Annotated in this window: 23 protein-coding genes and 1 tRNA gene; 10 read left to right on the top strand and 14 right to left on the bottom strand. The window is 74.1% G+C overall.

The window, feature by feature from the left end:
- Window positions 1-4 precede the first annotated feature (4 nt).
- The gene (rsrA, locus tag DCS98_RS17295) at window positions 5-334 is read right to left on the bottom strand and encodes a mycothiol system anti-sigma-R factor (RefSeq protein ID WP_116452632.1); all 330 of its coding nucleotides are present in this window, start codon (window positions 332-334) and stop codon (window positions 5-7) included.
- Window positions 331-1,017, bottom strand: coding sequence for a sigma-70 family RNA polymerase sigma factor (locus tag DCS98_RS17290; RefSeq protein ID WP_116452631.1), 687 nt, complete (start codon window positions 1,015-1,017; stop codon window positions 331-333). The genes rsrA and DCS98_RS17290 overlap by 4 nt, the downstream gene beginning before the upstream one ends.
- Before the next feature lie 209 nt (window positions 1,018-1,226).
- Here DCS98_RS17290 and ybaK point away from each other — a divergent pair, with 209 nt between their 5' ends.
- Window positions 1,227-1,700, top strand: coding sequence for a Cys-tRNA(Pro) deacylase (ybaK, locus tag DCS98_RS17285; RefSeq protein ID WP_116452630.1), 474 nt, complete (start codon window positions 1,227-1,229; stop codon window positions 1,698-1,700).
- Between the two features lies 1 nt (window position 1,701).
- Here the strand turns inward: ybaK and DCS98_RS17280 are convergent, their stop codons facing one another.
- Window positions 1,702-3,174, bottom strand: a complete 1,473-nt coding sequence (locus tag DCS98_RS17280; protein ID WP_241038230.1) for a fused MFS/spermidine synthase — start codon at window positions 3,172-3,174, stop codon at window positions 1,702-1,704.
- A 56-nt stretch (window positions 3,175-3,230) separates the two neighbouring features.
- Window positions 3,231-3,977, bottom strand: coding sequence for an SOS response-associated peptidase (locus tag DCS98_RS17275; protein ID WP_116452628.1), 747 nt, complete (start codon window positions 3,975-3,977; stop codon window positions 3,231-3,233).
- Between the two features lie 132 nt (window positions 3,978-4,109).
- Here DCS98_RS17275 and DCS98_RS17270 point away from each other — a divergent pair, with 132 nt between their 5' ends.
- The 3 genes from DCS98_RS17270 to rsgA all read left to right on the top strand — a co-directional run bounded on the left by DCS98_RS17270 (window position 4,110) and on the right by rsgA (window position 7,913).
- Window positions 4,110-5,573 carry an NAD-dependent succinate-semialdehyde dehydrogenase gene (locus DCS98_RS17270; protein ID WP_116452627.1) on the top strand — a complete coding sequence of 488 codons (1,464 nt, stop codon included), beginning with the start codon at window positions 4,110-4,112 and terminating at the stop codon, window positions 5,571-5,573.
- Window positions 5,574-5,619: 46 nt separating this feature from the next.
- On the top strand, window positions 5,620-6,900 hold the full coding sequence (aroA, locus tag DCS98_RS17265) for a 3-phosphoshikimate 1-carboxyvinyltransferase (RefSeq protein WP_116452626.1): 1,281 nt from the start codon (window positions 5,620-5,622) through the stop codon (window positions 6,898-6,900).
- Window positions 6,901-7,040: 140 nt separating this feature from the next.
- A complete protein-coding gene (gene rsgA / locus DCS98_RS17260; protein ID WP_241038228.1) occupies window positions 7,041-7,913 on the top strand; it encodes a ribosome small subunit-dependent GTPase A in 873 nt (290 codons plus the stop codon).
- Here rsgA and DCS98_RS17255 read toward each other — a convergent pair.
- Window positions 7,910-8,446 (bottom strand): DUF2087 domain-containing protein, encoded by a 537-nt coding sequence (locus DCS98_RS17255; protein WP_116452624.1) that lies wholly within the window; start codon window positions 8,444-8,446, stop codon window positions 7,910-7,912. The genes rsgA and DCS98_RS17255 overlap by 4 nt on opposite strands.
- Before the next feature lie 74 nt (window positions 8,447-8,520).
- Here DCS98_RS17255 and hisN point away from each other — a divergent pair, with 74 nt between their 5' ends.
- Window positions 8,521-9,324: a histidinol-phosphatase gene (gene hisN / locus DCS98_RS17250; protein WP_116452623.1), complete on the top strand. Its 804-nt coding sequence runs from the start codon at window positions 8,521-8,523 to the stop codon at window positions 9,322-9,324.
- A gap of 4 nt (window positions 9,325-9,328) precedes the next feature.
- On the opposite strand, the gene DCS98_RS17245 is transcribed toward hisN, so the two are convergent.
- Genes DCS98_RS17245 through DCS98_RS17230 form a run of 4 tightly spaced genes read right to left on the bottom strand, consistent with a single transcriptional unit; the run spans window position 9,329 to window position 12,996 of the window.
- Entirely contained in the window at window positions 9,329-10,708 is a 1,380-nt protein-coding gene (locus tag DCS98_RS17245; protein WP_116452622.1) for an FGGY family carbohydrate kinase, read from the bottom strand.
- Window positions 10,709-10,713: 5 nt separating this feature from the next.
- Complete coding sequence (locus tag DCS98_RS17240; RefSeq protein WP_116452621.1) at window positions 10,714-11,187, bottom strand: XdhC family protein; 474 nt, start codon at window positions 11,185-11,187, stop codon at window positions 10,714-10,716.
- Window positions 11,184-12,191 (bottom strand): aldo/keto reductase, encoded by a 1,008-nt coding sequence (locus DCS98_RS17235; RefSeq protein ID WP_116452620.1) that lies wholly within the window; start codon window positions 12,189-12,191, stop codon window positions 11,184-11,186. Before DCS98_RS17235 ends, DCS98_RS17240 begins: the two co-directional genes overlap by 4 nt.
- A 22-nt stretch (window positions 12,192-12,213) precedes the next feature.
- On the bottom strand, window positions 12,214-12,996 hold the full coding sequence (locus DCS98_RS17230; protein ID WP_241038226.1) for an aldo/keto reductase: 783 nt from the start codon (window positions 12,994-12,996) through the stop codon (window positions 12,214-12,216).
- 90 nt (window positions 12,997-13,086) lie between these two features.
- Here DCS98_RS17230 and DCS98_RS17225 point away from each other — a divergent pair, with 90 nt between their 5' ends.
- Window positions 13,087-14,469: a cystathionine beta-synthase gene (locus DCS98_RS17225; RefSeq protein ID WP_116452619.1), complete on the top strand. Its 1,383-nt coding sequence runs from the start codon at window positions 13,087-13,089 to the stop codon at window positions 14,467-14,469.
- The gene (locus tag DCS98_RS17220) at window positions 14,466-15,605 is read left to right on the top strand and encodes a cystathionine gamma-synthase (RefSeq protein WP_116452618.1); all 1,140 of its coding nucleotides are present in this window, start codon (window positions 14,466-14,468) and stop codon (window positions 15,603-15,605) included. Before DCS98_RS17225 ends, DCS98_RS17220 begins: the two co-directional genes overlap by 4 nt.
- A gap of 102 nt (window positions 15,606-15,707) precedes the next feature.
- Here the strand turns inward: DCS98_RS17220 and map are convergent, their stop codons facing one another.
- Entirely contained in the window at window positions 15,708-16,478 is a 771-nt protein-coding gene (map, locus tag DCS98_RS17215) for a type I methionyl aminopeptidase (protein WP_116452617.1), read from the bottom strand.
- A gap of 46 nt (window positions 16,479-16,524) precedes the next feature.
- Between map and DCS98_RS17210 the strand changes: the two genes are divergently transcribed.
- Complete coding sequence (locus tag DCS98_RS17210; protein ID WP_116452616.1) at window positions 16,525-16,791, top strand: helix-turn-helix domain-containing protein; 267 nt, start codon at window positions 16,525-16,527, stop codon at window positions 16,789-16,791.
- Between the two features lie 67 nt (window positions 16,792-16,858).
- The gene (locus tag DCS98_RS17205; protein ID WP_116452615.1) at window positions 16,859-17,368 is read left to right on the top strand and encodes a VOC family protein; all 510 of its coding nucleotides are present in this window, start codon (window positions 16,859-16,861) and stop codon (window positions 17,366-17,368) included.
- Between the two features lie 7 nt (window positions 17,369-17,375).
- On the opposite strand, the gene DCS98_RS17200 is transcribed toward DCS98_RS17205, so the two are convergent.
- The 4 genes from DCS98_RS17200 to DCS98_RS17185 all read right to left on the bottom strand — a co-directional run bounded on the left by DCS98_RS17200 (window position 17,376) and on the right by DCS98_RS17185 (window position 19,392).
- On the bottom strand, window positions 17,376-17,660 hold the full coding sequence (locus DCS98_RS17200; RefSeq protein WP_116452614.1) for a GNAT family N-acetyltransferase: 285 nt from the start codon (window positions 17,658-17,660) through the stop codon (window positions 17,376-17,378).
- A 32-nt stretch (window positions 17,661-17,692) separates the two neighbouring features.
- Window positions 17,693-17,887 carry a ferredoxin gene (locus tag DCS98_RS17195; RefSeq protein ID WP_116452613.1) on the bottom strand — a complete coding sequence of 65 codons (195 nt, stop codon included), beginning with the start codon at window positions 17,885-17,887 and terminating at the stop codon, window positions 17,693-17,695.
- Entirely contained in the window at window positions 17,884-19,182 is a 1,299-nt protein-coding gene (locus DCS98_RS17190; protein ID WP_116452612.1) for a cytochrome P450, read from the bottom strand. Before DCS98_RS17190 ends, DCS98_RS17195 begins: the two co-directional genes overlap by 4 nt.
- Before the next feature lie 136 nt (window positions 19,183-19,318).
- Window positions 19,319-19,392: transfer RNA gene (locus DCS98_RS17185), tRNA-Met, on the bottom strand.
- Window positions 19,393-19,531: 139 nt separating this feature from the next.
- On the opposite strand from DCS98_RS17185, the gene DCS98_RS17180 reads away from it, so the two are divergent.
- On the top strand, window positions 19,532-19,996 hold the full coding sequence (locus DCS98_RS17180) for a hypothetical protein (RefSeq protein ID WP_164704632.1): 465 nt from the start codon (window positions 19,532-19,534) through the stop codon (window positions 19,994-19,996).
- Window positions 19,997-20,063 lie beyond the last annotated feature (67 nt).

Here is a 20,063-nt window from a genome sequence, read left to right as displayed (position 1 = left end):
GTGGCTACTCGCCGGTGCGCTCGGCGGTGATCCGCTCGACGCTGACCTGCGTGCCGTCCTCCTCGAAGGAGATGCTCGTGAGCTGGATCTTGATCCGCTCGCGGAGGCCCGACGGCGGCGCGTCGCCCCCGCAGCGGCGGCGTACCAGCGCCTTGAACTCCTGCTCGATGCCGAACTCGCGCAGGCACGGCGAGCAGTCCTCGAGGTGCTCGGCGATCTGCGCCCGCCGCGCGTCCCCGGTCTCGTGGTCGAGGAACTCGAAGACGTGGGAGAGCACGTCGTCGCACGAGGTGATGTCGATCGGCTCAGCCCCGCCATGGACGTCGTCGGTCATGACTGGCTCGCCTCCTCACCGGCTCCGGCGCGGACGAAGCCGCGCTCGCGGGCGTAATCGGCCAACAGCTTCTGCAGGCCCCGGCGGCCGCGGTGCAGTCGGGACATCACCGTGCCGATCGGGGTGCCCATGATCTCCGCGATCTCCTTGTAGGCGAAGCCCTCGACGTCCGCGAGGTACACCGCCAGCCGGAAGTCCTCCGGCAGCTGCTGCAGGGCCTCCTTGATGTCGGAGTCCGGGAGGTGGTCCAGCGCCTCGATCTCGGCCGACCGCAGGCCGCTGGAGGTGTGCTCCTCGGCGGCGTACAGCTGCCAGTCCTGCACCTGGTCGGTGGGGTACTGCTGCGGCTGGCGCTGCTTCTTGCGGTAGCTGTTGATGTAGGTGTTCGTCAGGATCCGGTACAGCCACGCCTTGAGATTCGTGCCCTCGGCGAATTGGTGGAAGGCCGAGTAGGCCTTCACGAAGGTCTCCTGCACCAGGTCCTCGGCGTCGGCCGGGTTGCGGGTCATCCGCAGCGCCGCCGGGTAGAGCTGGTCGAGGAAGGGCAGCGCGTCCCGCTCGAAGCGGGCGTCCCGCTCGGCACGGGTCTCGGCCACCCCGGACCGGCTCCCGTCGGCCCGGGCCTCGGGCGTCTCGACGGGAACCGTCACCTCGGGGGTCTGATCTGCGGTCTGCTCAGGCACCGACCGTCCTCTCTGGGGCCCCCGGATGCGGGGCGCCGCATCGGTCGATCCTAGCCGCGCGGCGTCGGGACGGCCCGGGGGCCGCCGGTGCGCGGCCCTGGGGCGGGCGCTGGAGACGGTGCTGCTCACGGTCCCTGCAACCGACGCCGGTGGGCACCGATTCCCGGCGGCGGCCACCGCGCACGAGACCCTCGCTACGCTCCGGCTCCGTGGCGGCGACCCCTGCGGTGCGGGTACTGGAAAAGGCCCGGGTGGTGCACACCCTGCATCCCTACGACCCCGAGCACCCGGCCGACCAGGGCCACGGCGAGGCCGCCGTGGCCGCACTCGGCGCCGATCCGCACCGGGTCTTCAAGACGTTGGTGGCCCGTGTCGACGGCACGCTGACCGTCGCCGTCGTCCCCGTGGCCGGCACCCTCGACCTCAAGGCGCTGGCCGCGGCGGTCGGTGGCCGGAAGGCGGCCATGGCCGAGCCCGCGGATGCCGAGCGCGCGACCGGCTACGTGCTCGGCGGCATCAGCCCGCTCGGGCAGAAGAAGGCGCTGCCCACCGTCGTCGACGACACCGCGCTGGGCTTCGCGACCGTGATGGTGAGCGCCGGCAAGCGCGGCCTGCAGCTGGAGCTGCCGCCCCAGGACCTGGTCGCGCTCACCCGCGCGCGCACCGCGCCGATCGGCCGCTGACTCAGCCGTACGGGGTGAGCAGCTGGTCGACCGGCGCGAAGTCGTCGGTGAGCACGGCCGCGTCGCCGACGAGGTCGTCGAGGTCTTCCCCCTCGGCCACCTGCCAGTCGAGGTCCCGCTCGGCCAGCCGCTGGGCGATGGCCGCCGCCGGGATCGGCGACCGGGAGGCGACGGCGACGACGTTGCCGCCCTCGTCCCCGCTCAGGGTGGCCGGGCCGGCGAGCAGCGCGACGTGCGGGAAGACCGCCCGCAGGGTCGCCAGCTCGGCGCGGACGAACGCCAGCGGCGGGTGGTCGATGAGGTTGATCGCGTAGACGCCGTCGTCGGTCAGCGCGCGGTCGACCAGCGCGACCGCCTCGCGGGTGGTCAGCTGCCAGGGCACCGACAACCCGCCGAAGGCGTCGCCCACCACGAGGTCGCGCGAGCCGGCGCGCTCCCCGGCGAGACCGACCCGTCCGTCGGTGACCTGCACCCGCAGGAGGTCCGACGTCTCCAGCTCCAGCTGCTCGCGGTCGATGGCGACCACACCCGGATCGACCTCCAGGACGAGGCTCTCGGTGCCGGGCCGCACGTCCGCCAGGTAGCGCGGCAGGGTCAGGCCTCCCCCACCGACGTGCAGCGCCGACAGCGGCGCCGCCTCGGCGCCCAGCACGTCCGTCACCGAGGCGATCGCCCGGACGTACTGGAACTCCAGGTAGGTCGGGTCGGCCAGGTCGACGTAGGAGTGCCGCGCCGTGTCGAGGTAGAGGACGCGCCCCGAGTCGCGTCCGGGATCGGCTTCCACCCGGGCGCAGTGGTAGCCGGTCTCCGTCTCGCAGGGGCTGGGCGCGATCGCCGCCAGACCGGCCCCCGCGAGGGCGAGGACCAGCAGCGCGGCGGGGACCCTCCCCGCGGCAGTCCGCCGCAGGAACACGGCCACCGCCACGCCGGCCAGCACGGTGACGGCACCGGTGCCGACCAGGATGACGCTGCTGGGCAGGATCGCGATCAGCACGAAGCCGGTGACGAACGTGGCGGCGATGCCACCGAGGGTGCCGATGCCCGACAGGCGGCCCACCACCGCGCCCGTCTCGTCGAGGTTCGCGAGCTGCAGCTTGACCACCATCGGCGGCACCGCCGACAGCAGCGCCGCCGGGACGACCACCGCCACCGCGGCCAGCAGCAGCACCGCCCCGGCGTCCGGGCCGCTGAGCAGCGACCCGGTGAACCGCACGAGCGGCAGGACGGCGATGACCAGCGCACCGCCCGCGACCATCAGCGGGGCGAGCAGCCGGCGCGGGTCGGTGCGGTCGGCGACGATCCCGCCGCCCCAGGCGCCGACGGCGATCGCCGCCAGCGCGTAGCCGATGACCGCGGTGCTCGTCTGCAGCGTGACGCCGACGTAGGGGGCGATCAGCCGCAGCCCGACGATCTCCATCACCAGCACCGCGCCCGAGCACAGGAAGGTGACGGCTGCCGCGACCCACCCGGGCAACGGTTCGGCCGTACCCCGGTCCGTGCTCGGGCTCGGCTCCGCGGGGGCGGTCACCGTCAGAAGAGCGCGGGCTGGTCCGCCGGCGGGCTGACCGACTCCGCACGGGCGAGGAGGTCGCGCCCGTTGTTCGCCACGTTGTTCACCGCGGTGCTCACCGGCCGCAGCTCCAGCGCCTCGACCACCTCGACCGGCGTCGGCTCCGTCAGCTCGCCGACGTCCTCCCGGGCCGGGTCCAGCCACGCGCCCCAGCGGTCCGGCGGCAGGACCAGCGGCATCCGCTCGTGGATCTCGACGAGCTCGCCGACGGCCGGCGCGGTGACGATCGTGCAGGTGTAGAGCCGGTCCTCACCGCGACCCCACACCTCCCACAGGCCGGCGAAGGCCAGCACCGAGCCGTCCTGGGGGGTGATGAAGTACGGCTGCTTGGTGGGTGCGTCCAGCCGCTTGGCCCACTCGAACCAGCCGTCCGCGGGCACGAGGCACCGGCGCGAGGCCGCCGCCTTGCGGAACGCCGGCTTCTCCGTCAGCGACTCCACGCGGGCGTTGAGCAGCCGGTTGCCCACCGAGGCGTCCTTCGCCCAGGAGGGGACCAGGCCCCAGCGCACCGACCGCAGCTCGCGGTGCCCGGCGCCGGTCGGCGCCCCCTCGGCGTCGCGCTCCTTCTTGTGCCGGACGACGTAGACGTCCTTGGTCGGCGCGACGTTGTAGTCGGCCGGCAGCGGCTCCTGGCCCTCGGCGCGGACCGCCTCGAACTCGACGACGAGGTCGTCGGGGCTGCGGCTGGCCGCGTAGCGACCGCACATCGGCGCTTCCTCCCTGCTCGGGCTGTCCCCCCGACTCTAGGTGCGGCCTGCGACAACCCGCCGTGCGTGCGTCCCGGGCCGAGGGGTAGACCTCGTAGCGGACGACGTTCCCCAGAGACGAGGACCACGCGCGTGACCGCCACCCAGAACCCCCCGACCGAGCACCCGAAGACCGCCGGCCCCACCGGGGAGCGGCGCTACGCGACGGTGAACCCGTTCACCGGCGAGACGGAGCAGGAGTTCGACTTCACCCCCACCGAGGCGATCGACGGGATCGTCGGGCGGGCGCACGCCGCCTTCCAGGAGTGGCGTCAGCGGTCGGTGGAGGACCGGGCGGCCGTGGTCCGCCGGGCCGCCGAGCTCATGGACGAGCGGCGCGACGAGCTGGCCGCGCTGGCCACCAAGGAGATGGGCAAGCGCCTCGAGGAGGCCGCCGGCGAGCTCTTCCTCTGCTCGATGATCCTCAAGTACTACGCCGACAACGGGCCGGCGTTCCTGCAGCCCACGCCGATCCAGCCGCTGCTGGGCAAGGGCGAAGCCGTCGTCGAGACGCAGCCGGTCGGCGCGCTGCTGGCCATCGAGCCGTGGAACTACCCCTACTACCAGGTGGTCCGCGTCGCCGGCCCCAACCTGGTGCTCGGGAACACGGTGGTCCTCAAGCACGCCGAGATCGTCCCGCAGTGCGCGCAGGCCATCGAGCGGCTGTTCACCGACGCCGGCGCTCCCGAGGGCGTCTTCACCAACACCTTCCTGCGCATCGCCGACGTCGAGCAGGTCGTCGCGGACCCGCGCATCGCGGGCGTGACGCTCACCGGCAGCGAGCGCGCCGGCAGCGCGGTCGGCGCCCTCGCCGGCAAGCACCTGAAGAAGTCGGTGCTCGAGCTCGGCGGCAGCGACCCGTTCATCGTCCTGGACGCCGACGACCTCGGCGCCACGGTCAAGGCGGCGACCACCGGCCGGATGCAGAACACCGGCCAGGCCTGCATCGCCGCGAAGCGGATCATCGTGACGGAGGACGTCTACGAGCCCGTCGTCGCCGGGCTGCAGCAGGCCTGGGCCACCTTCTCCCCCGGCGACCCCTCCGACCCGTCGACAACGCTCGCGCCGCTGTCGTCGGAGCAGGCGGCCAAGGACCTTCACGCGCAGATCCAGGACGCCGTCGAGAAGGGCGCCACCGTGCTGGCCGGCGGCGGCCGGCCAGACCTGCCCGGCGCCTTCGTCGAGCCGACCCTGCTGGCCGACGTCACCCCCGACATGCGGGCCTACCACGAGGAGCTGTTCGGCCCGGCCGCCGTCGTCTACAAGGTCAAGGACGAGGACGAGGCGGTCGCCCTGGCCAACGACACCGTGTACGGCCTGGGCGCCACCGTCATGAGCGGCGACCTCGACCGGGCGCGCGCGGTGGCCGAGCGGATCGAGGCCGGCATGGTCTGGATCAACCAGCCCACCGGGTCCTCCCCCGAGCTGCCCTTCGGCGGGATCAAGCGCTCCGGGTACGGCCGCGAGCTCTCCGAGTTGGCGATGTTCGAGTTCGCCAACCGGCGGCTGCTGCGCACCGTGCCGGCGAAGAAGGCCGAGAAGCCGCAGGCGGGCTGAGGCGGGGCCGCGCGGTGCGACGCCGCCGACCGGGCAGGATGTAGCCATGACCCCGGTCTGGACGACGCCGCACCGCACGGCACCCGTCGACGCCGTCGTCAGCCTGCCCGGGTCGAAGTCGATCACCGCGCGGGCCCTGATCCTGGCGGCCCTCGCCGACGGGCCCAGCCGCCTGGTGCGGCCGCTGCGTGCCCGGGACACCGACCTGATGGCGGCCGGCCTGCGGTCCCTGGGCACCGAGATCACCGAGGACGGCGCCGACTGGCTGGTGACGCCGCAGCTGCTCCGCGGCCCGGCCGACATCGACGCCGGACTGGCAGGCACGGTGCTCCGCTTCCTGCCGCCGGTCGCGGCGCTCACCTCCGGCCGGGTCGCCTTCGATGGCGATCCGCGGCTGCGGGAACGGCCGAACGCGGGGCTGATCGCCGCCCTCCGGGACCTCGGGGTCGAGGTGGACGACGGCGGTCGCGGCAAGGCGCCCTTCACCGTGCACGGCACCGGAGGGGTGGCCGGGGGTGCCATCACCGTCGACGCGAGCGAGTCCTCCCAGATCGTCTCCGGTCTGCTCCTCGCCGCGGCGCTGTTCGACGACGGGCTCGACCTGTCGCTGACCGGCGGCGTCCCCTCCATGCCGCACGTCGACATGACCGTGACGACCCTGCGGGCGCACGGCGTCGACGTCGCCGCGACCGGCCGTGGCTGGCGGGTCGCGCACGGCGACATCGCCGCGCGCGACGTCGTCGTCGAACCCGACCTCTCCAATGCGGCTCCCTTCCTCGCCGCCGCGCTGGTGACCGGCGGACGGGTGACCGTGCGCGACTGGCCGGAGGCCACCACCCAGCCCGGCGCCCAGCTCGACCGGCTGCTCACGCAGATGGGCGCGGAGGTGCGGCGGACCGCCGACGGGCTGCAGGTCACCGGCTCGGGCACGATCGCGCCGCTGGTCGCCGACCTCGGCGAGGTGGGCGAGCTGACGCCCGTGCTCGCCGCGCTCTGCGCGCTCGCCGGAGGGCCCTCGCGGCTGACCGGCATCGGGCACCTGCGCGGCCACGAGACCGACCGGCTGCAGGCCCTCGACGAGGTGCTGACGGCGGTCGGCGCGCGGGTGGAACAGCTGCCCGACGGACTGGTGATCGAGCCCGGCCCGCAGCGGCCTGCGCTGCTGGACTCCTACGCCGACCACCGCATGGTCCACGCGGCGGCCGTCCTCGGGCTCGCCATCGAGGGCGTGCGGGCGGGCGACCCGGGCGCCGTGACCAAGACGCTGCCCGACTTCGTGGACCGCTGGAGCGGGCTGCTGGGCGAGCCGGCCGGGGTGGTCTCCTGAGCCGCCGGCACGACAGCCGCTCGGACGAGGACGACATCCGGGTCCGGCCCAACCGTCGTGGCTCCCGTCCGCGCACCCGGCAGCGGCCGACCCACGAAGACGCCGTCCCCGGGCTGGTCGTGGCGGTCGACCGCGGGCGCATGACCGTGCGCGTCGAGGGCCCGGCCGGCGAGCCGGTCGACGTCACCTCCATGCGGGCCCGCGAGCTCGGCAAGCACGGAGTGGTGGTCGGTGACCGCGTGCGCCTCGTCGGCGACACCAGCGGCCGCCCCGACACCCTCGCCCGCATCGTCACGATCGAGGAGCGGACGACGTCGCTGCGCCGCACGGCCGACGACACCGACCCCACCGAGCGCGTCGTCGTGGCCAACGCCGACCTGCTGGTCGTCGTCACCGCCGTCACCGACCCCGAGCCGGCGCTGGGCTTCCTCGACAGGTGCCTGGTCGCCGCCTACGCCGGGGGCCTCGAGCCGCTGCTCTGCCTGACCAAGACCGATCTCGGCAGCCCCCAGCCGCTGCTCGACCGCTACGCGGGGTTGAGCCTGGACGCGGTCGCCCTCTCCCGCGAGGCGCCGCTGGAGCCGCTCCTGGACCGGCTGTTCGACCGGATGAGCGTGTTCGTCGGGCAGTCCGGCGTCGGCAAGTCGACCCTGGTGAACCGGCTGGTCCCCGACGCGTTCCGGGCGACCGGCGACGTCAGCAAGATCGGCAAGGGACGGCACACGTCGTCCTCGGCCGTGCTCTTCGACCTGCCCGGCGGCGGCACGGTCATCGACACGCCGGGGATCCGCTCGTTCGGGCTGGCCCACGTCACCGCCGACGACGTCCTGGCGGCCTTCGAGGACATCGCCGAGGCGGCCACCGAGTGCCCACCCGGCTGCGGGCACACCGCCGAGGACCCCGACTGCGCCCTCGACGCGTGGGCGGCCGCGGGACCGCCCGTGCGGCAGCAGCAGCTGGCCGCCCTCCGGGTGCTGCTCGGCGCCGTCGGCCAGGTCGGCCCCGGCTACTAGACGTCGACCCAGCCTCCGCTGCGCCAGTAGACACCGGCCTCGCGGGTCAGCAGCCCCTCGTCGACGAGGTACCGCCGCAGCGCCGCGACGTCCGGGTGCCACACGCCGAGCAGCGCGTTGACCTCGCGCTCCGGGTAGCGCACGCCGGGCTCGAAGACGCGCACCAGGTGGTCCAGCACCACCCGGCGCTTGCTGTGCTGGGCGGGGATCGACACCAGCCGGCCCCCGCGGACGAACGCCGACAGCACCGCGTCCTCGGCGGGGTCGGCGGACAGCGGCTCCGGCGGCGGCGCCGACTCCGCAGCGGCCCGCGCCGCGGCACCGAACCGCTCGGTGTGCAGGGCCAGCCCGTGCCCGTCGCGAGCGACCAGCCCGGCACGGGCCAGCCGACGGGCGGCGAGCGCGACGTCCTTGAGCGGGAGGCCCGATGCCTCGGCGGCCTCCTCGATGGTGGTGGCACCGAGGGCGAGAGCGGCGACGACCTTGAGCCGGGCGGGGTCGGCCAGCAGCCCGGCGATCGTCGCGGCGTCCACTCCCCGACGGTATCGACGCCGTTCCGGGCCCGCTTCGACGTCCTCGGGGACCGGCCCGACTAGGTTGGGTGCCCATGACGTCGGGGCGGGGCTTCTCGGAGGACATGCGGCTGGCTCACGTGCTGGCCGACCAGGCCGACTCGATCAGCCTCGACAGGTTCAAGGCGCAGGACCTCGCGGTCGACACCAAGCCCGACCTGACGCCGGTCACGGATGCCGACCGCGCCGTCGAGGAGCAGCTGCGGATCACCCTGAGCCGGGCGCGCACCCGCGACGCGGTGATGGGCGAGGAGTTCGGGACGACCGGCCACGGGCCGCGCCGCTGGGTGCTCGACCCGATCGACGGCACGAAGAACTTCGTCCGCGGGGTGCCGGTGTGGGCGACGCTGATCGCGCTCTTCGACGGCGACGAGCCGGTCGTCGGGCTGGTGTCGGCGCCCGCGCTCAACAAGCGCTGGTGGGCGGCCAAGGACGTGGGTGCCTGGACCGGTCGGCGGCTGGAGAACGCCGCCCGCTGCCGGGTCTCCGAGGTGACCGAGCTCAGCGACGCGAGCCTGTCCTACTCGAGCCTCTCGGGCTGGGAGGAGCGCGGCGTGCTCGACGGCTTCCTCGACCTCACCCGGTCGGTCTGGCGGACCCGCGCCTACGGCGACTTCTGGAGCTACTGCCTGCTCGCCGAGGGCGCGGTGGACATCGCCTGCGAGCCGGAGGTGTCGATCTGGGACCTCGCCGCCCTCGACGTCATCGTCCGCGAGGCCGGCGGCCGGTTCACCGACCTGACCGGGGCCCCCGGTCCGGCCGGCGGGCACGCGATCGCCACCAACGGTGCCCTGCACGACGCCGCGCTCGGCCACGTCCGGTTGCCCGGGCACGACTGACCTCTCAGCAGGCCGCCCAGCGGGCGTACGCCTGCTCCAGGTGCGTCTCGCCGTAGGGCTCCACGAGCGGCCCCTCCTCCCGGGCAGGGTCGACGTCGAGCCCGACGCCCCGCCCGGCCAGGAGCGCGGCGCCGACGGCGGAGGCGCTGCGCAGGCCGAGGGGACGCACCGGCCGCCCGAGGGCGTCGGCCAGCAGCTGGGTGAGGATGCCCGAGCGCGCCGCCCCGCCGGTGAGCAGGACGGCTGCGTGGTCGGTGACGTCGAGCAGGTCGAACGCGGCCCGGATCGCGAAGACGACGCCCTCCGCCGCGGCCCGTGCCAGGTCGGCGCGGGTGGTGCCCGCGTGCAGCCCGGTCCACGCCCCGCGGTCGTCCGGGCCGGCCACGCCGCCGCGCTCCCCTGTGAGGAACGGCCGGAACACCACGCCGCCGGCACCGGCCGGCACCGACGCGGCAGCCGCGACGAACTCGGTCAGCGACAGCCCGAGGATCCCGCACACCCACTCCCACGCCGAGCCCCCGTTCTGCAGCGCGGCCATCGCGTACCAGCCGTCGGCGGTGTCGGCGTAGGTGTGCACGACGGGGTCGGGGGCCGCGGTCGGTTCCCGGCGGGACCGCAGCAGCTGCGCGCCGGTGCCGAGGTTGACCTGTGCGCCGGCCGCGCCGGCCGCCAGCATCGCCAGCGGCGTGTCCGCGCCACCCACCACCACGGGCACCTGCCCGACCGCGAGCTCCGCGGCACCGACGACCTCGGCCGACGGGACGACCCGCGGCAGCAGACCGGCGTCGATGCCGGCCGCCCCGACCGCCGGCGCGCTCCAGCAGTCGGCGACGACGTCCCACAGCAGGGTCGCCGAGGCGTCGCTGCGGTCGGTGACCGGTGCGGCGCCGGGCAGCACCGAGGCCCGCAGCGCGTCCTTGGGCAGGAGCAGCGCCGCCGCCCGGTCGAGCACCTCCGGTTCGTGGTCACCCAGCCACGCGAGCACCGGACCGGTCATCCCGGGCACCAGCGGGTTGGCCAGACCGGCGCGCGCGCCGGGGGGCAGGGCGCGCCAGCGGTCGAGCTCGGCGGCGGCCCGCTGGTCGGGCCACAGCACGGCGGGGCGCAGGGGCGCGCCGTCGTCGTCCACCAGGACCGCCCCGTGCATCTGCCCGGAGAAGCCGAGGGCCGCGGCCCGGCGCCCGCCGAGCCGGGACGCGACCTCCGCGAGCGTGCTGTCCAGGGCCGACCGCCACGTCGCGACGTCGCTCTCCGCCCGTCCCGGCGCCGGACGGTCGTACCCGTAGGCGTGCTCGGCCTCGGCGACCACCGCCCCCGTCGCGTCCAGTGCGACCAGCTTCAGACCCGAGGTGCCCAGATCTGCGCCGAGCAGCACGTCGGTCACGTCGGTCAGCCGCCGTGGGCGAAGCCGCCGGCGCGGCCGTTGCGGTCGGCGAGCAGCCCGGCCAGCGTCGACACGGCGATCTCGGCCGGCCGGCGGGACCCGATGTCCAGCCCGATCGGCCGGTGCACCCGGGCGATCTCCGCCGGCGGGACCCCGAGGCAGGTCAGCGCCGCGACGTGGGGGCCCTCGTGCCGGGGGTTGCCCATGACGCCGATCCAGCGCGCCGGCCGCGCGAGCGCGTCCCGGAGGAGTTCGCCCAGCTCGTCCCGGTGGTGGTCGGTGACGACGACGTCGGCGCTGCCGCCGGCGAGCTCGTCCTCGATCTCCGCGAAGCCGCGCGCGGTCCGGTCGGCGCGGACGTCGCCCGCTGACTCGCCGGGCTCCACCAGCACCGTGCGGAAGCCGAGCTCCGTCCCCCACCGCAGCAGCACCTCGGCCACCGGCGAGGCGAACACCGCCACGAGCAGCCGGTCGCTCACGCCACCCGCTCCGGGCTGTCGCCGTAGGCGTAGGCGCTGTTGGCGTACCGCCCGCCGACCGCGACCCCGGGCGGCGCGATGGCGTCGAGGCGCGCGAGGTCGTCGGCGGTCAGCTCGACGGCGGCGGCGCCCACGTTCTCCTCGAGGTAGCTGCGCCGCTTGGTCCCGGGGATGGGGACGACGTCGTCACCCTGAGCCAGCACCCAGGCCAGCGCGAGCTGCCCCGGCGTCACGTCCCGCTGCTCCGCGAGGTCGCGGACCGCCTCGACCAGCCGCAGGTTGGCCGCGAACGCCTCGCCGGTGAAGCGCGGGTGCGTGCGCCGCCAGTCGTCCTCGGCGAAGTCGTCCGGGCTGGTGATGGCGCCGGTCAGGAAGCCGCGGCCCAGCGGGCTGAACGGCACGATGCCGATCCCGTGCTCGCGGGCGACGCCCAGCACCTCTCCCTCGAGGTCGCGGGTCCACAGCGACCACTCGCTCTGCAGCGCGGCGATCGGGTGGACGGCCACGGCCCGCCGGATCGAGGCGGCGCTGGCCTCCGACAGCCCCAGGTGCCGGACCTTGCCCTCCGCGACGAGCTCGGCCATCGCCCCGACGGTGTCCTCGATCGGCACCTGCGGGTCCACGCGGTGCTGGTAGTAGAGGTCGATGACGTCCACGGCGAGCCGCCGCAGGCTGGCCTCGGCGCACCGCCGCACGTTCTCCGGACGGCCGTCGATGGTCATGCCCGGCCCGTCGTGGCTGAGCGAGAACTTCGTGGCCAGCTGCACCTCGTCCCGCCGTCCGGCGATCGCCTCGCCGACCAGCTCCTCGTTGTGCCCCTCCCCGTAGACGTCGGAGGTGTCGAGGAACGTGACGCCGAGGTCGAGCGCGCGGTGGATGGTGGCGATCGACTCCTGCCGGTCGGCCGCGCCGTACATCTGGCTCATGCCCATGCAGCCGAGGCCGAGGGAGGAGACGGTCAGGCCGTCGCGGCCCAGGGTGCGGGTACCCACCGGTGAAGTCATGCCCGCATCCTCGCCCCGGCCGTCAGCCGCCCGCCAGCGCGTCGATGCGGCCGACCTCCTCCGGCGACAGGGAGAACCCGGTGACCGCGGCGTTGGCCGCGATCCGCCCGGGGTCGGCGGACTTCGGGATCACCACGATCCCGTGCTCCAGGTGCCAGCGCAGCACCACCTGCGCCGTCGTGGCGCCGTGCGCCCCGGCGACGTCCCGCAGCACCGGGTCGTCCAGGTCGGTGCTCGTGAGCGGGCTGTAGCCCTCCAGGACGACGCCGCGCTCCCGGTGGCCCTCCTCGACCGCGGCGTCGTGCAGGGCGGGCGCCCAGCGGATCTGGTTCACGGCCGGCATCTCCCCGGTCTCCTCGGCCAGGGTGTCCAGCTGCGCCAGCGAGTAGTTGCTGACGCCGACGTCCCTCGCCTGCCCGGCGTCCCTCGCGGCGAGGAACCGGCGCCACAGCTCCACACCGGGACCGCCGGGCGGCCAGTGCACCAGCCAGAGGTCGACGGACTCCAGGCCGAGCGCGTCGAGGGACGCCGCGATCGTCTCCTCGGGGCGGTCGGCCCGGTCGGGCGGCAGCTTCGTGGTCACGAAGACCTCGTCCCGGGAGACGCAGGAGTCCCGCAGCGCCCGGCCCACCTCCGCCTCGTTCCGGTACATCGTCGCGGTGTCCAGGTGCCGGTAGCCGCTGTCGAGCGCTGCGCGGACGGCGTCGTAGCACTCGCGTCCGCGCAGCTGCCAGGTGCCGAAGCCGAGCAGCGGCATCCGGCCACCGCCCCGGAGCTCGGCGACGGGGATCGAAGGGGTCGTCATGCACGGGGGCTGCCCCGCTGCCCACCCCCGGACACGTCCGTCTGGTGGGATGGGGGCAGCGGGCACGCGTACCCGCACCGAGGAGGCACCGTGCAGTACGCCGAGTCCGTCGTGGACCTGGTCGGCAACACCCCGCTGGTCCGGCTCAACTCGATCACCCGCGACCTGGGCCCCGACGCCCCGCTCGTGCTGGCCAAGGTCGAGTACCTCAACCCGGGCGGCTCGGTGAAGGACCGCATCGCCGTGCGCATGGTCGACGCGGCCGAGGCCAGCGGCGCCCTGAAGCCGGGCGGCACCATCGTCGAGCCGACCAGCGGCAACACCGGCATCGGGCTGGCCCTGGTCGCCCAGCAGCGCGGCTACAGGTGCATCTTCATCTGCCCCGACAAGGTCGGTCAGGAGAAGATCAACGTCCTCAAGGCCTACGGCGCGGAGGTCGTCGTCTGCCCGACGGCGGTCGACCCGTCCGACCCGCGCTCGTACTACTCGGTGTCCGACCGGCTGGCCCGGGAGACGCCCGGCGGGTGGAAGCCCGACCAGTACTCGAACCCGGCCAACCCGCAGTCGCACTACGAGACGACGGGGCCGGAGCTCTGGGCCCAGACCGAGGGCCGGATCACCACGTTCGTGACGGGCATGGGCACCGGCGGGACGATCAGCGGCATCGGCCGGTACCTCAAGGAGGTCTCGGGCGGGAAGGTCCGCGTGGTCGGCGCCGACCCGGAGGGCTCGGTGTACTCGGGCGGCACCGGTCGCCCCTACCTGGTCGAGGGCGTGGGCGAGGACTTCTGGCCCTCCACCTACGACCGCGAGATCGCCGACGAGATCATCCCGGTCTCCGACGGCGACTCCTTCGCCATGACCCGGCGGCTGGCCCGCGAGGAGGGCCTCCTGGTCGGCGGCTCCTGCGGGATGGCGGTGGTCGCGGCGATGCGCGCCGCGGAGAAGCTGACCAAGGACGACGTCCTGGTCGTGCTGCTCCCCGACGGCGGCCGCGGCTACCTGAACAAGATCTTCAGCGATCGCTGGATGGCCGACTACGGCTTCCTGGACTCCGCCGTCGGCGAGACGGTCGGCGAGCTGCTGCACACCAAGTCGGGCGAGACGCCGTCCCTGGTGCACACGCACCCCAACGAGACCGTCCGCGACGCGATCGACATCCTGCGCGAGTACGGGGTCAGCCAGATGCCGGTCGTGCGGGCGGAGCCCCCGGTCACCGCCGGCGAGGTCATCGGCTCGGTGGACGAGAAGACCCTGCTCGACGCCCTCTTCGCCGGGACGGCGACCCTGGCCGACCGGGTGGAGAAGCACATGTCGCCGCCGCTGCCGATCATCGGCTCGGGCGAGGCGGTGACCGCCGCCGTCACCGCGCTGGGTTCGAACGACGCGCTGCTGGTGCACGTCGACGGAAAGCCCGCCGGCGTCGTCACCCGGCAGGACGTGCTCAGCCACCTGGCGGGGATCACGCGATGAGCGGCTTCAGCACGCGGGCGATCCACGCGGGGCAGGAGCCCGACCCGGCCACCGGCGCGGTCATCCCCCCGGTGCACCTGACGACGACGTACAAGCAGGACGGCGTGGGCGGCCTGCGCGGCGGCTACGAGTACAGCCGCAGCGGCAACCCGACGCGCAACGCCCTGCACGAGGCGCTCGCCTCGCTGGAGGAGGGCTCGACGGCGCTGGCCTTCGCGTCCGGTCTCGCCGCGGAGGACACCCTCCTCCGGACGGTCTGCCGCGCCGGTGACCACGTCGTGCTGGGCGGCGACGCGTACGGCGGCACCTTCCGGCTGATCTCCCGGGTGCTGTCGGAGTGGGACCTGGAGCACACGCCGGTCCACCTCGACGACCCCGACGCCGTGCGCGCCGCGATGCGGCCCACGACGCGGGTGGTCTGGTGCGAGACGCCGAGCAACCCGCTGCTGAACATCACCGACATCGAGGCCACCGCGGCGGTCGCGCACGAGGCCGGCGCGCTGCTCGTCGTCGACAACACCTTCGCCTCGCCGTACCTGCAGCGCCCGCTCACCCTCGGCGCCGACGTCGTCGTCCACTCCACGACCAAGTACCTCGGCGGGCACTCCGACGTCGTGGGCGGTGCCCTGGTGACGCGGGACGCGGGGCTCGGCGAGCGCCTGGCCTACAACCACAACGCGATGGGCGCCGTCGCGTCGCCGTTCGACTCGTGGCTGGTGCTGCGCAGCCTCAAGACGCTCGGCGTCCGGATGGACCGGCACTCGGCGAACGCCGCGCGCGTGGCGGAGTTCCTGCTCGACCACCCCGCCGTCTCGACCGTGCTGTACCCGGGCCTGCCGTCGCACCCGGGTCACGACGTCGCGGCGAAGCAGATGTCGGGGTTCGGCGGGATGATCTCGTTCCGGCTGGAGGACGGCGAGGACGCCGCGCTGAAGGTGTGCGAGCGCGCGCAGCTGTTCACGCTGGCCGAGTCGCTGGGCGGTGTCGAGTCGCTGATCGAGCACCCGGGCCGCATGACCCACGCCAGCGCAGCGGGCTCACCGCTCGAGGTGCCGGCCGACCTGGTGCGGCTCTCGGTCGGCATCGAGGACGTCGACGACCTCCTCGCCGACCTCGACCAGGCGATGACACGGTGACCCTCCGGGTCACACCGCGGCCAGGAGCCGTCCCCCGGCCGCACTGAGCCGCTTCGTCGCGCCTGCGCGGACCCTCCGGGCCCACTCGGCACGACCGGGTGGCTACCTGGGAAGGGTCAAGATCCTCGGTCCGTCAGCTGTCACGGCGACGGTGTGCTCGACGTGGGCGGCGCGGCTGCCGTCGGCGCTGCGCAGCGTCCAGCCGTCGGCGTCGACCCGGTAGTCGTCGCTCCCACCGCCCAGGAACCACGGCTCGATCGCGATGACCAGCCCGGCGCGCAGGGGCACCCCGCGACCGGCCCGGCCCTCGTTCGGGACGCTCGGCGCCTCGTGCATCGACCGGCCGACCCCGTGGCCGCCCTGGTCGGTGTTGATGCCGACTCCCCCAGCCCGGCCGACGGCGCCGATGGCGGCGGAGATGTCCCCGATCCGGTTGCCGACGACGGCCGCCGCGATGCCGGCCTCCAGCGCCCGCTCGGTGGTCGCCACGAGCTCGAGGTCCTCGGGGCGCGGCGTCCCCACCGGGAAGGTGATCGCCGCGTCGCCGACCCAGCCGTCGAGGGTCGCGCCGGCGTCGACGCTGAGCAGGTCGCCGTCGTCGAGGACGTCCGGCGAGGGGATCCCGTGCAGGGCGACGTCGTTCACCGACAGGCACACGACGCCCGGGAAGGGCGGCGTGGTGGACAGCGGCGCGTAGCCGAGGAACGGCGAGGTGGCGCCGGCGTCGGCCAGGACGTCGCGGGCGACGGCGTCGAGCTGGCTCAGCCGGACGCCGGGTGCCGCGGTCGCCCGGACGGCGGCCAGCATGTCGGCCACGACGGCGCCGGCCGCCCGCATCGCGTCCAGCTCGCCGGGTGTGCGCAGTTCGATCACGTCGCCGTCCTTCCGGTATGACTATCCCGGTATTACTATCACGGGCATGGTGCGCCCCCCGCTGACCCCTGCCGAGCGCGAGCGCGGCCGCCGGCTGGGTGCGCTGCTCCGCGAGGCCCGCGGCACCCGCACCCCGGCGGAGGTGTCGGCCGCCTCGGGCGTCAGCCTGGAGGCGCTGCGCAAGATCGAGACCGGGCGCGTGCCCACGCCGGCCTTCTTCACCGTCGCCGCGCTCGCCCAGGCGCTGGGCATCCCGCTCGACCGGCTGACGGCAGAGCTGGCCCCGTCCGGCGACGGCGCCCTCACCGCCTGAGCGGGAAGCAGATCCACCGCGTCGCGGTTGGGCCCGGCAGACGGCCCGACCGAGGAGGATCCGCCCCGTGAGCACCACCGAGAACACCCGCGACCTGACCGCACTCGAGGCCGAGCGCGCCCGCATCCGCGAGGTGCACCTCAAGCCGGCCGGCGAGCGCCCCGGGTCGACCGCGCGCGGGCTCCACCACACCGCGCTGATCAGCGGCGACGTCGAGCGGACCGTGCGCTTCTACCAGGACGTGCTCGGCTTCCCGCTCACCGAGCTGATCGAGAACCGCGACTACCCCGGCTCGTCGCACTTCTTCTTCGACATCGGCAACGGCAACCTGCTGGCGTTCTTCGACTTCCCCGGCCTGGACGTCGGCCCGTACGCCGAGGTGCTCGGCGGGCTGCACCACATGGCGATCAGCGTCGACCCCGAGCGCTGGTCGACCCTGGTCCAGCGACTGACCGAGGCCGGCGTCGAGCACGAGGTGCACAGCGGCGTCTCGGTCTACTTCCGCGACCCCGACGGTGCCCGCATCGAGCTCATCGCCGACCCGCTCGGCGAGATGTACGGCCAGCACGTGCTCTGACGCGGAGCTACCGCGCCTGCACCAGGTCGGCGTACTCCTCGTGCTTGTCGATGTAACCCCGCACGAACGAGCACTGCGGGACGACCGAGCCGCCCTTCGACCGGACGTCGTCCAGCGCGGCCTTCACCAGCGTGCTGCCCAGCCCCGTGCGTCCGGAGTCCTGGTCGACCTCGGTGTGGGTGAAGACGGTGGTGTCGCCCCGCCGCTGGTAGTCGGCGTGGCCGAGCAGTTGCTCGCCGTCGCGGATCTCGTACCGGTTGGCCTCGGGGACGTCCTTCACAGTGGGCTCCATGCCGCTCCCCTACCCCGGCTGAGCCGGTCCGATCACTCCGCGAGCGACAGCGCCCGCGTCGGGCATGCCTGGACGGCGTCCTCGACGTCGTTGCGCTCGTCCTCGCCCGGCTCCGGTCGGTGCACGACCAGGACTCCGTCGTCGTCCACCTCGAACACGTCGGGCGCCAGCGCCTCGCAGGTACCCGATCCCACGCAGCGCTCGCGGTCCACCTCGACGCGGCTCACGCCGCACCGGTCAGCCGTGCCGGGAACCGCTTGAGCCCGTTGACGAACGACGACCGGAGGCGGGCCGGCTCCCCGGCGACCTCGAGGTCGGGCAGCTGGTCGAACAGCTGGCGGAAGGTCACCGCGATCTCCCGTCGGGCCAGGTGCGCGCCGAGGCAGAAGTGCGGACCGTGCCCGCCGAACCCGACGTGCGGGTTCGGGTCGCGGGTCAGGTCGAAGACCTGGGGGTCGGCGAACAACGCCGGGTCGCGGTTGGCCGCGGCGTAGAACAGCAGGAACTTGTCACCGGCGGCGAACCGGTGCCCGTTCACCTCGCCGTCCTGCGTCGCCGTGCGCCGCATCCACGTGATCGGGCTGGTCCAGCGCACGATCTCCTCCACCGCCGTCTTGTCGATCGACGGGTCGGACATCCAGCGCGCCCGCTGCTCGGGGTGCTCCGACAGCGCGAGGATGCCCTGCGAGATGGCGTTGCGCGTCGTCTCGTTGCCGGCGACGAGCAGCAGGATGAAGAACGAGCCGATCTCCTGGTGGGTCAGGCGCTCGCCGTCGACCTCGGTGGTCACCAACGCCGTCGTCAGGTCGTCTGTGGGGTTCTCCAACCGCTCGGCGGCCAGCCGCTCCATGATCCCGGCGAGGTCGATACCGGCCTGGAAGAGAGCCGTGAGCGGCTCCTCCTGGTCCTCGATCAGCTCGGGGTCGCCGCCGGACAGGATGATGTTGGACGCCGCCAGCACCTGCGCACGGTCCTCCGCGGGCACGCCCATCATGTCGCAGATGACCCGGAGCGGGATGGGCGCGGCGATGTCGGCGACGACGTCTAGCGACCCGCCGTTCGCCTCGGCGGTGCGCCGCGCCTCGGCCAGCACCTCCTCGACGATCCCGCGCACCGAGTCGACGACGCGCTCCAGCATCCGTGGCGTGAAGGTCTTCGAGACGATCCGCCGGATCCGGGCGTGCCGGGGGTCGTCCATGCTGATCATCGAGCCGTAGAACTCGTGCAGGTCGGCCGGGATGTCCTGGATCGAGACCGCGCCCTTGCCCGAGCAGAAGACCTGGGGCTGGGAGCTGATCGCGTCGAGGTCCGCGTGCCGGGTGACAGCCCAGTAGCCCGGCCCCATGGGCATGCCGGGCACCTCCGGCTCGGCGAAGAAGGCGAAGGGGCGCTCGGCGCGCAGGCGGTCGAAGACGGCGTGCCGCACCTCGGGCGGCTCGACCCAGAAGTCGCGGTCGGAGAGGTCGATGTCGTCCAGGTCGGGGGCTGCGGGAGCCAGTCCGGATGCGGCGTCGACGGCCATGGGGCACGACCTCCTGCAGTAACGGTCAACGGTGACTGGCGCTGACGTTAGGGAGTGCAGGCCGTGGTGCACAACACACTGCACCGGTGCGCGCACGAAAAAGGCCCGGTCGCCGTGGTGACCGGGCCTTTCGTCGTAGCGGGGACAGGATTCGAACCTGTGACCTCTGGGTTATGAGCCCAGCGAGCTACCGAGCTGCTCCACCCCGCGTCGCGCGTCCCAGGTTACACACCACCCGGAGCGGCCCCACCGCCACCCGGGACGCCCTCCGGTACCACTCCGTCACACCGGTCCCAGCACGCGCGCGCCTTGCCGCTCGCAGCGTGCTCGCCCGCTTACAGTCCGCTACGTGGTGGGGGATGACGCGGCGAGCATGTTCGCCGGGGAGCCACAGCCGGTGGAGATCCACCACCGTGGGATCTGGTACTCCGGCGAGCTGATCGGCTGGCGGCACGAGAGCGACGACCGGGTGGCCGCACGCGTGCGCTGCCGCGTCGACGGGCTGCGCCACTCCGCCTGGGTGGACCTGTCCGACCTGCGCCTGCCCGATCCGAAGCGTCCGCCGCACAAGGAGCCGTTCCCGGCGGTCGTGCACCGCCAGGACCGCGACGAGGCGGACGCCACGCGACCGCACGCGCTCTTCGCGGCGATGGGCATCCGCCCGGCGAAGCCCGCCCACGTCGTGCAGCCGCCGGCGCCGCGGAGCTCCGTGCCACCGGCGCCCTCCGACGCGGTCGCGCGGCCCGAACCGGTGCCGGCGCCCCGGCGCACGCACCACCTGACCAAGGTCGAGGCCTACCTCAGCGTCGTCTGAGCGGCTCGACAGCGACCCCCGACCCCGCACGGGCCCGGGACAGCGTCGTTGAAAGACAGGAAGCCCG

It is taken from the genome of Blastococcus litoris, from assembly GCF_003075095.1.
GTDB classification, from domain to species: Bacteria; Actinomycetota; Actinomycetes; order Mycobacteriales; family Geodermatophilaceae; genus Blastococcus_B; species Blastococcus_B litoris.
The sequence above is the reverse complement of the archived record's forward strand: the minus strand, read 5'-3'. Positions and strand labels throughout refer to the sequence as shown.

What these genes read in the sequence shown, in the direction of transcription:
- rsrA (WP_116452632.1), bottom strand. Translation starts at nt 334, where the DNA reads ATGACCGACGACGTCCATGGCGGGGCTGAGCCGATCGACATCACCTCG.
- DCS98_RS17275 (WP_116452628.1), bottom strand. Translation starts at nt 3,977, where the DNA reads ATGTGCGGTCGCTACGCGGCCAGCCGCAGCCCCGACGACCTCGTCGTC.
- aroA (WP_116452626.1), top strand. Translation starts at nt 5,620, where the DNA reads ATGACCCCGGTCTGGACGACGCCGCACCGCACGGCACCCGTCGACGCC.
- rsgA (WP_241038228.1), top strand. Translation starts at nt 7,041, where the DNA reads ATGACCGTGCGCGTCGAGGGCCCGGCCGGCGAGCCGGTCGACGTCACC.
- hisN (WP_116452623.1), top strand. Translation starts at nt 8,521, where the DNA reads ATGACGTCGGGGCGGGGCTTCTCGGAGGACATGCGGCTGGCTCACGTG.
- DCS98_RS17235 (WP_116452620.1), bottom strand. Translation starts at nt 12,191, where the DNA reads ATGACTTCACCGGTGGGTACCCGCACCCTGGGCCGCGACGGCCTGACC.
- DCS98_RS17230 (WP_241038226.1), bottom strand. Translation starts at nt 12,996, where the DNA reads ATGACGACCCCTTCGATCCCCGTCGCCGAGCTCCGGGGCGGTGGCCGG.
- DCS98_RS17220 (WP_116452618.1), top strand. Translation starts at nt 14,466, where the DNA reads ATGAGCGGCTTCAGCACGCGGGCGATCCACGCGGGGCAGGAGCCCGAC.
- DCS98_RS17210 (WP_116452616.1), top strand. Translation starts at nt 16,525, where the DNA reads ATGGTGCGCCCCCCGCTGACCCCTGCCGAGCGCGAGCGCGGCCGCCGG.
- DCS98_RS17200 (WP_116452614.1), bottom strand. Translation starts at nt 17,660, where the DNA reads ATGGAGCCCACTGTGAAGGACGTCCCCGAGGCCAACCGGTACGAGATC.
- DCS98_RS17190 (WP_116452612.1), bottom strand. Translation starts at nt 19,182, where the DNA reads ATGGCCGTCGACGCCGCATCCGGACTGGCTCCCGCAGCCCCCGACCTG.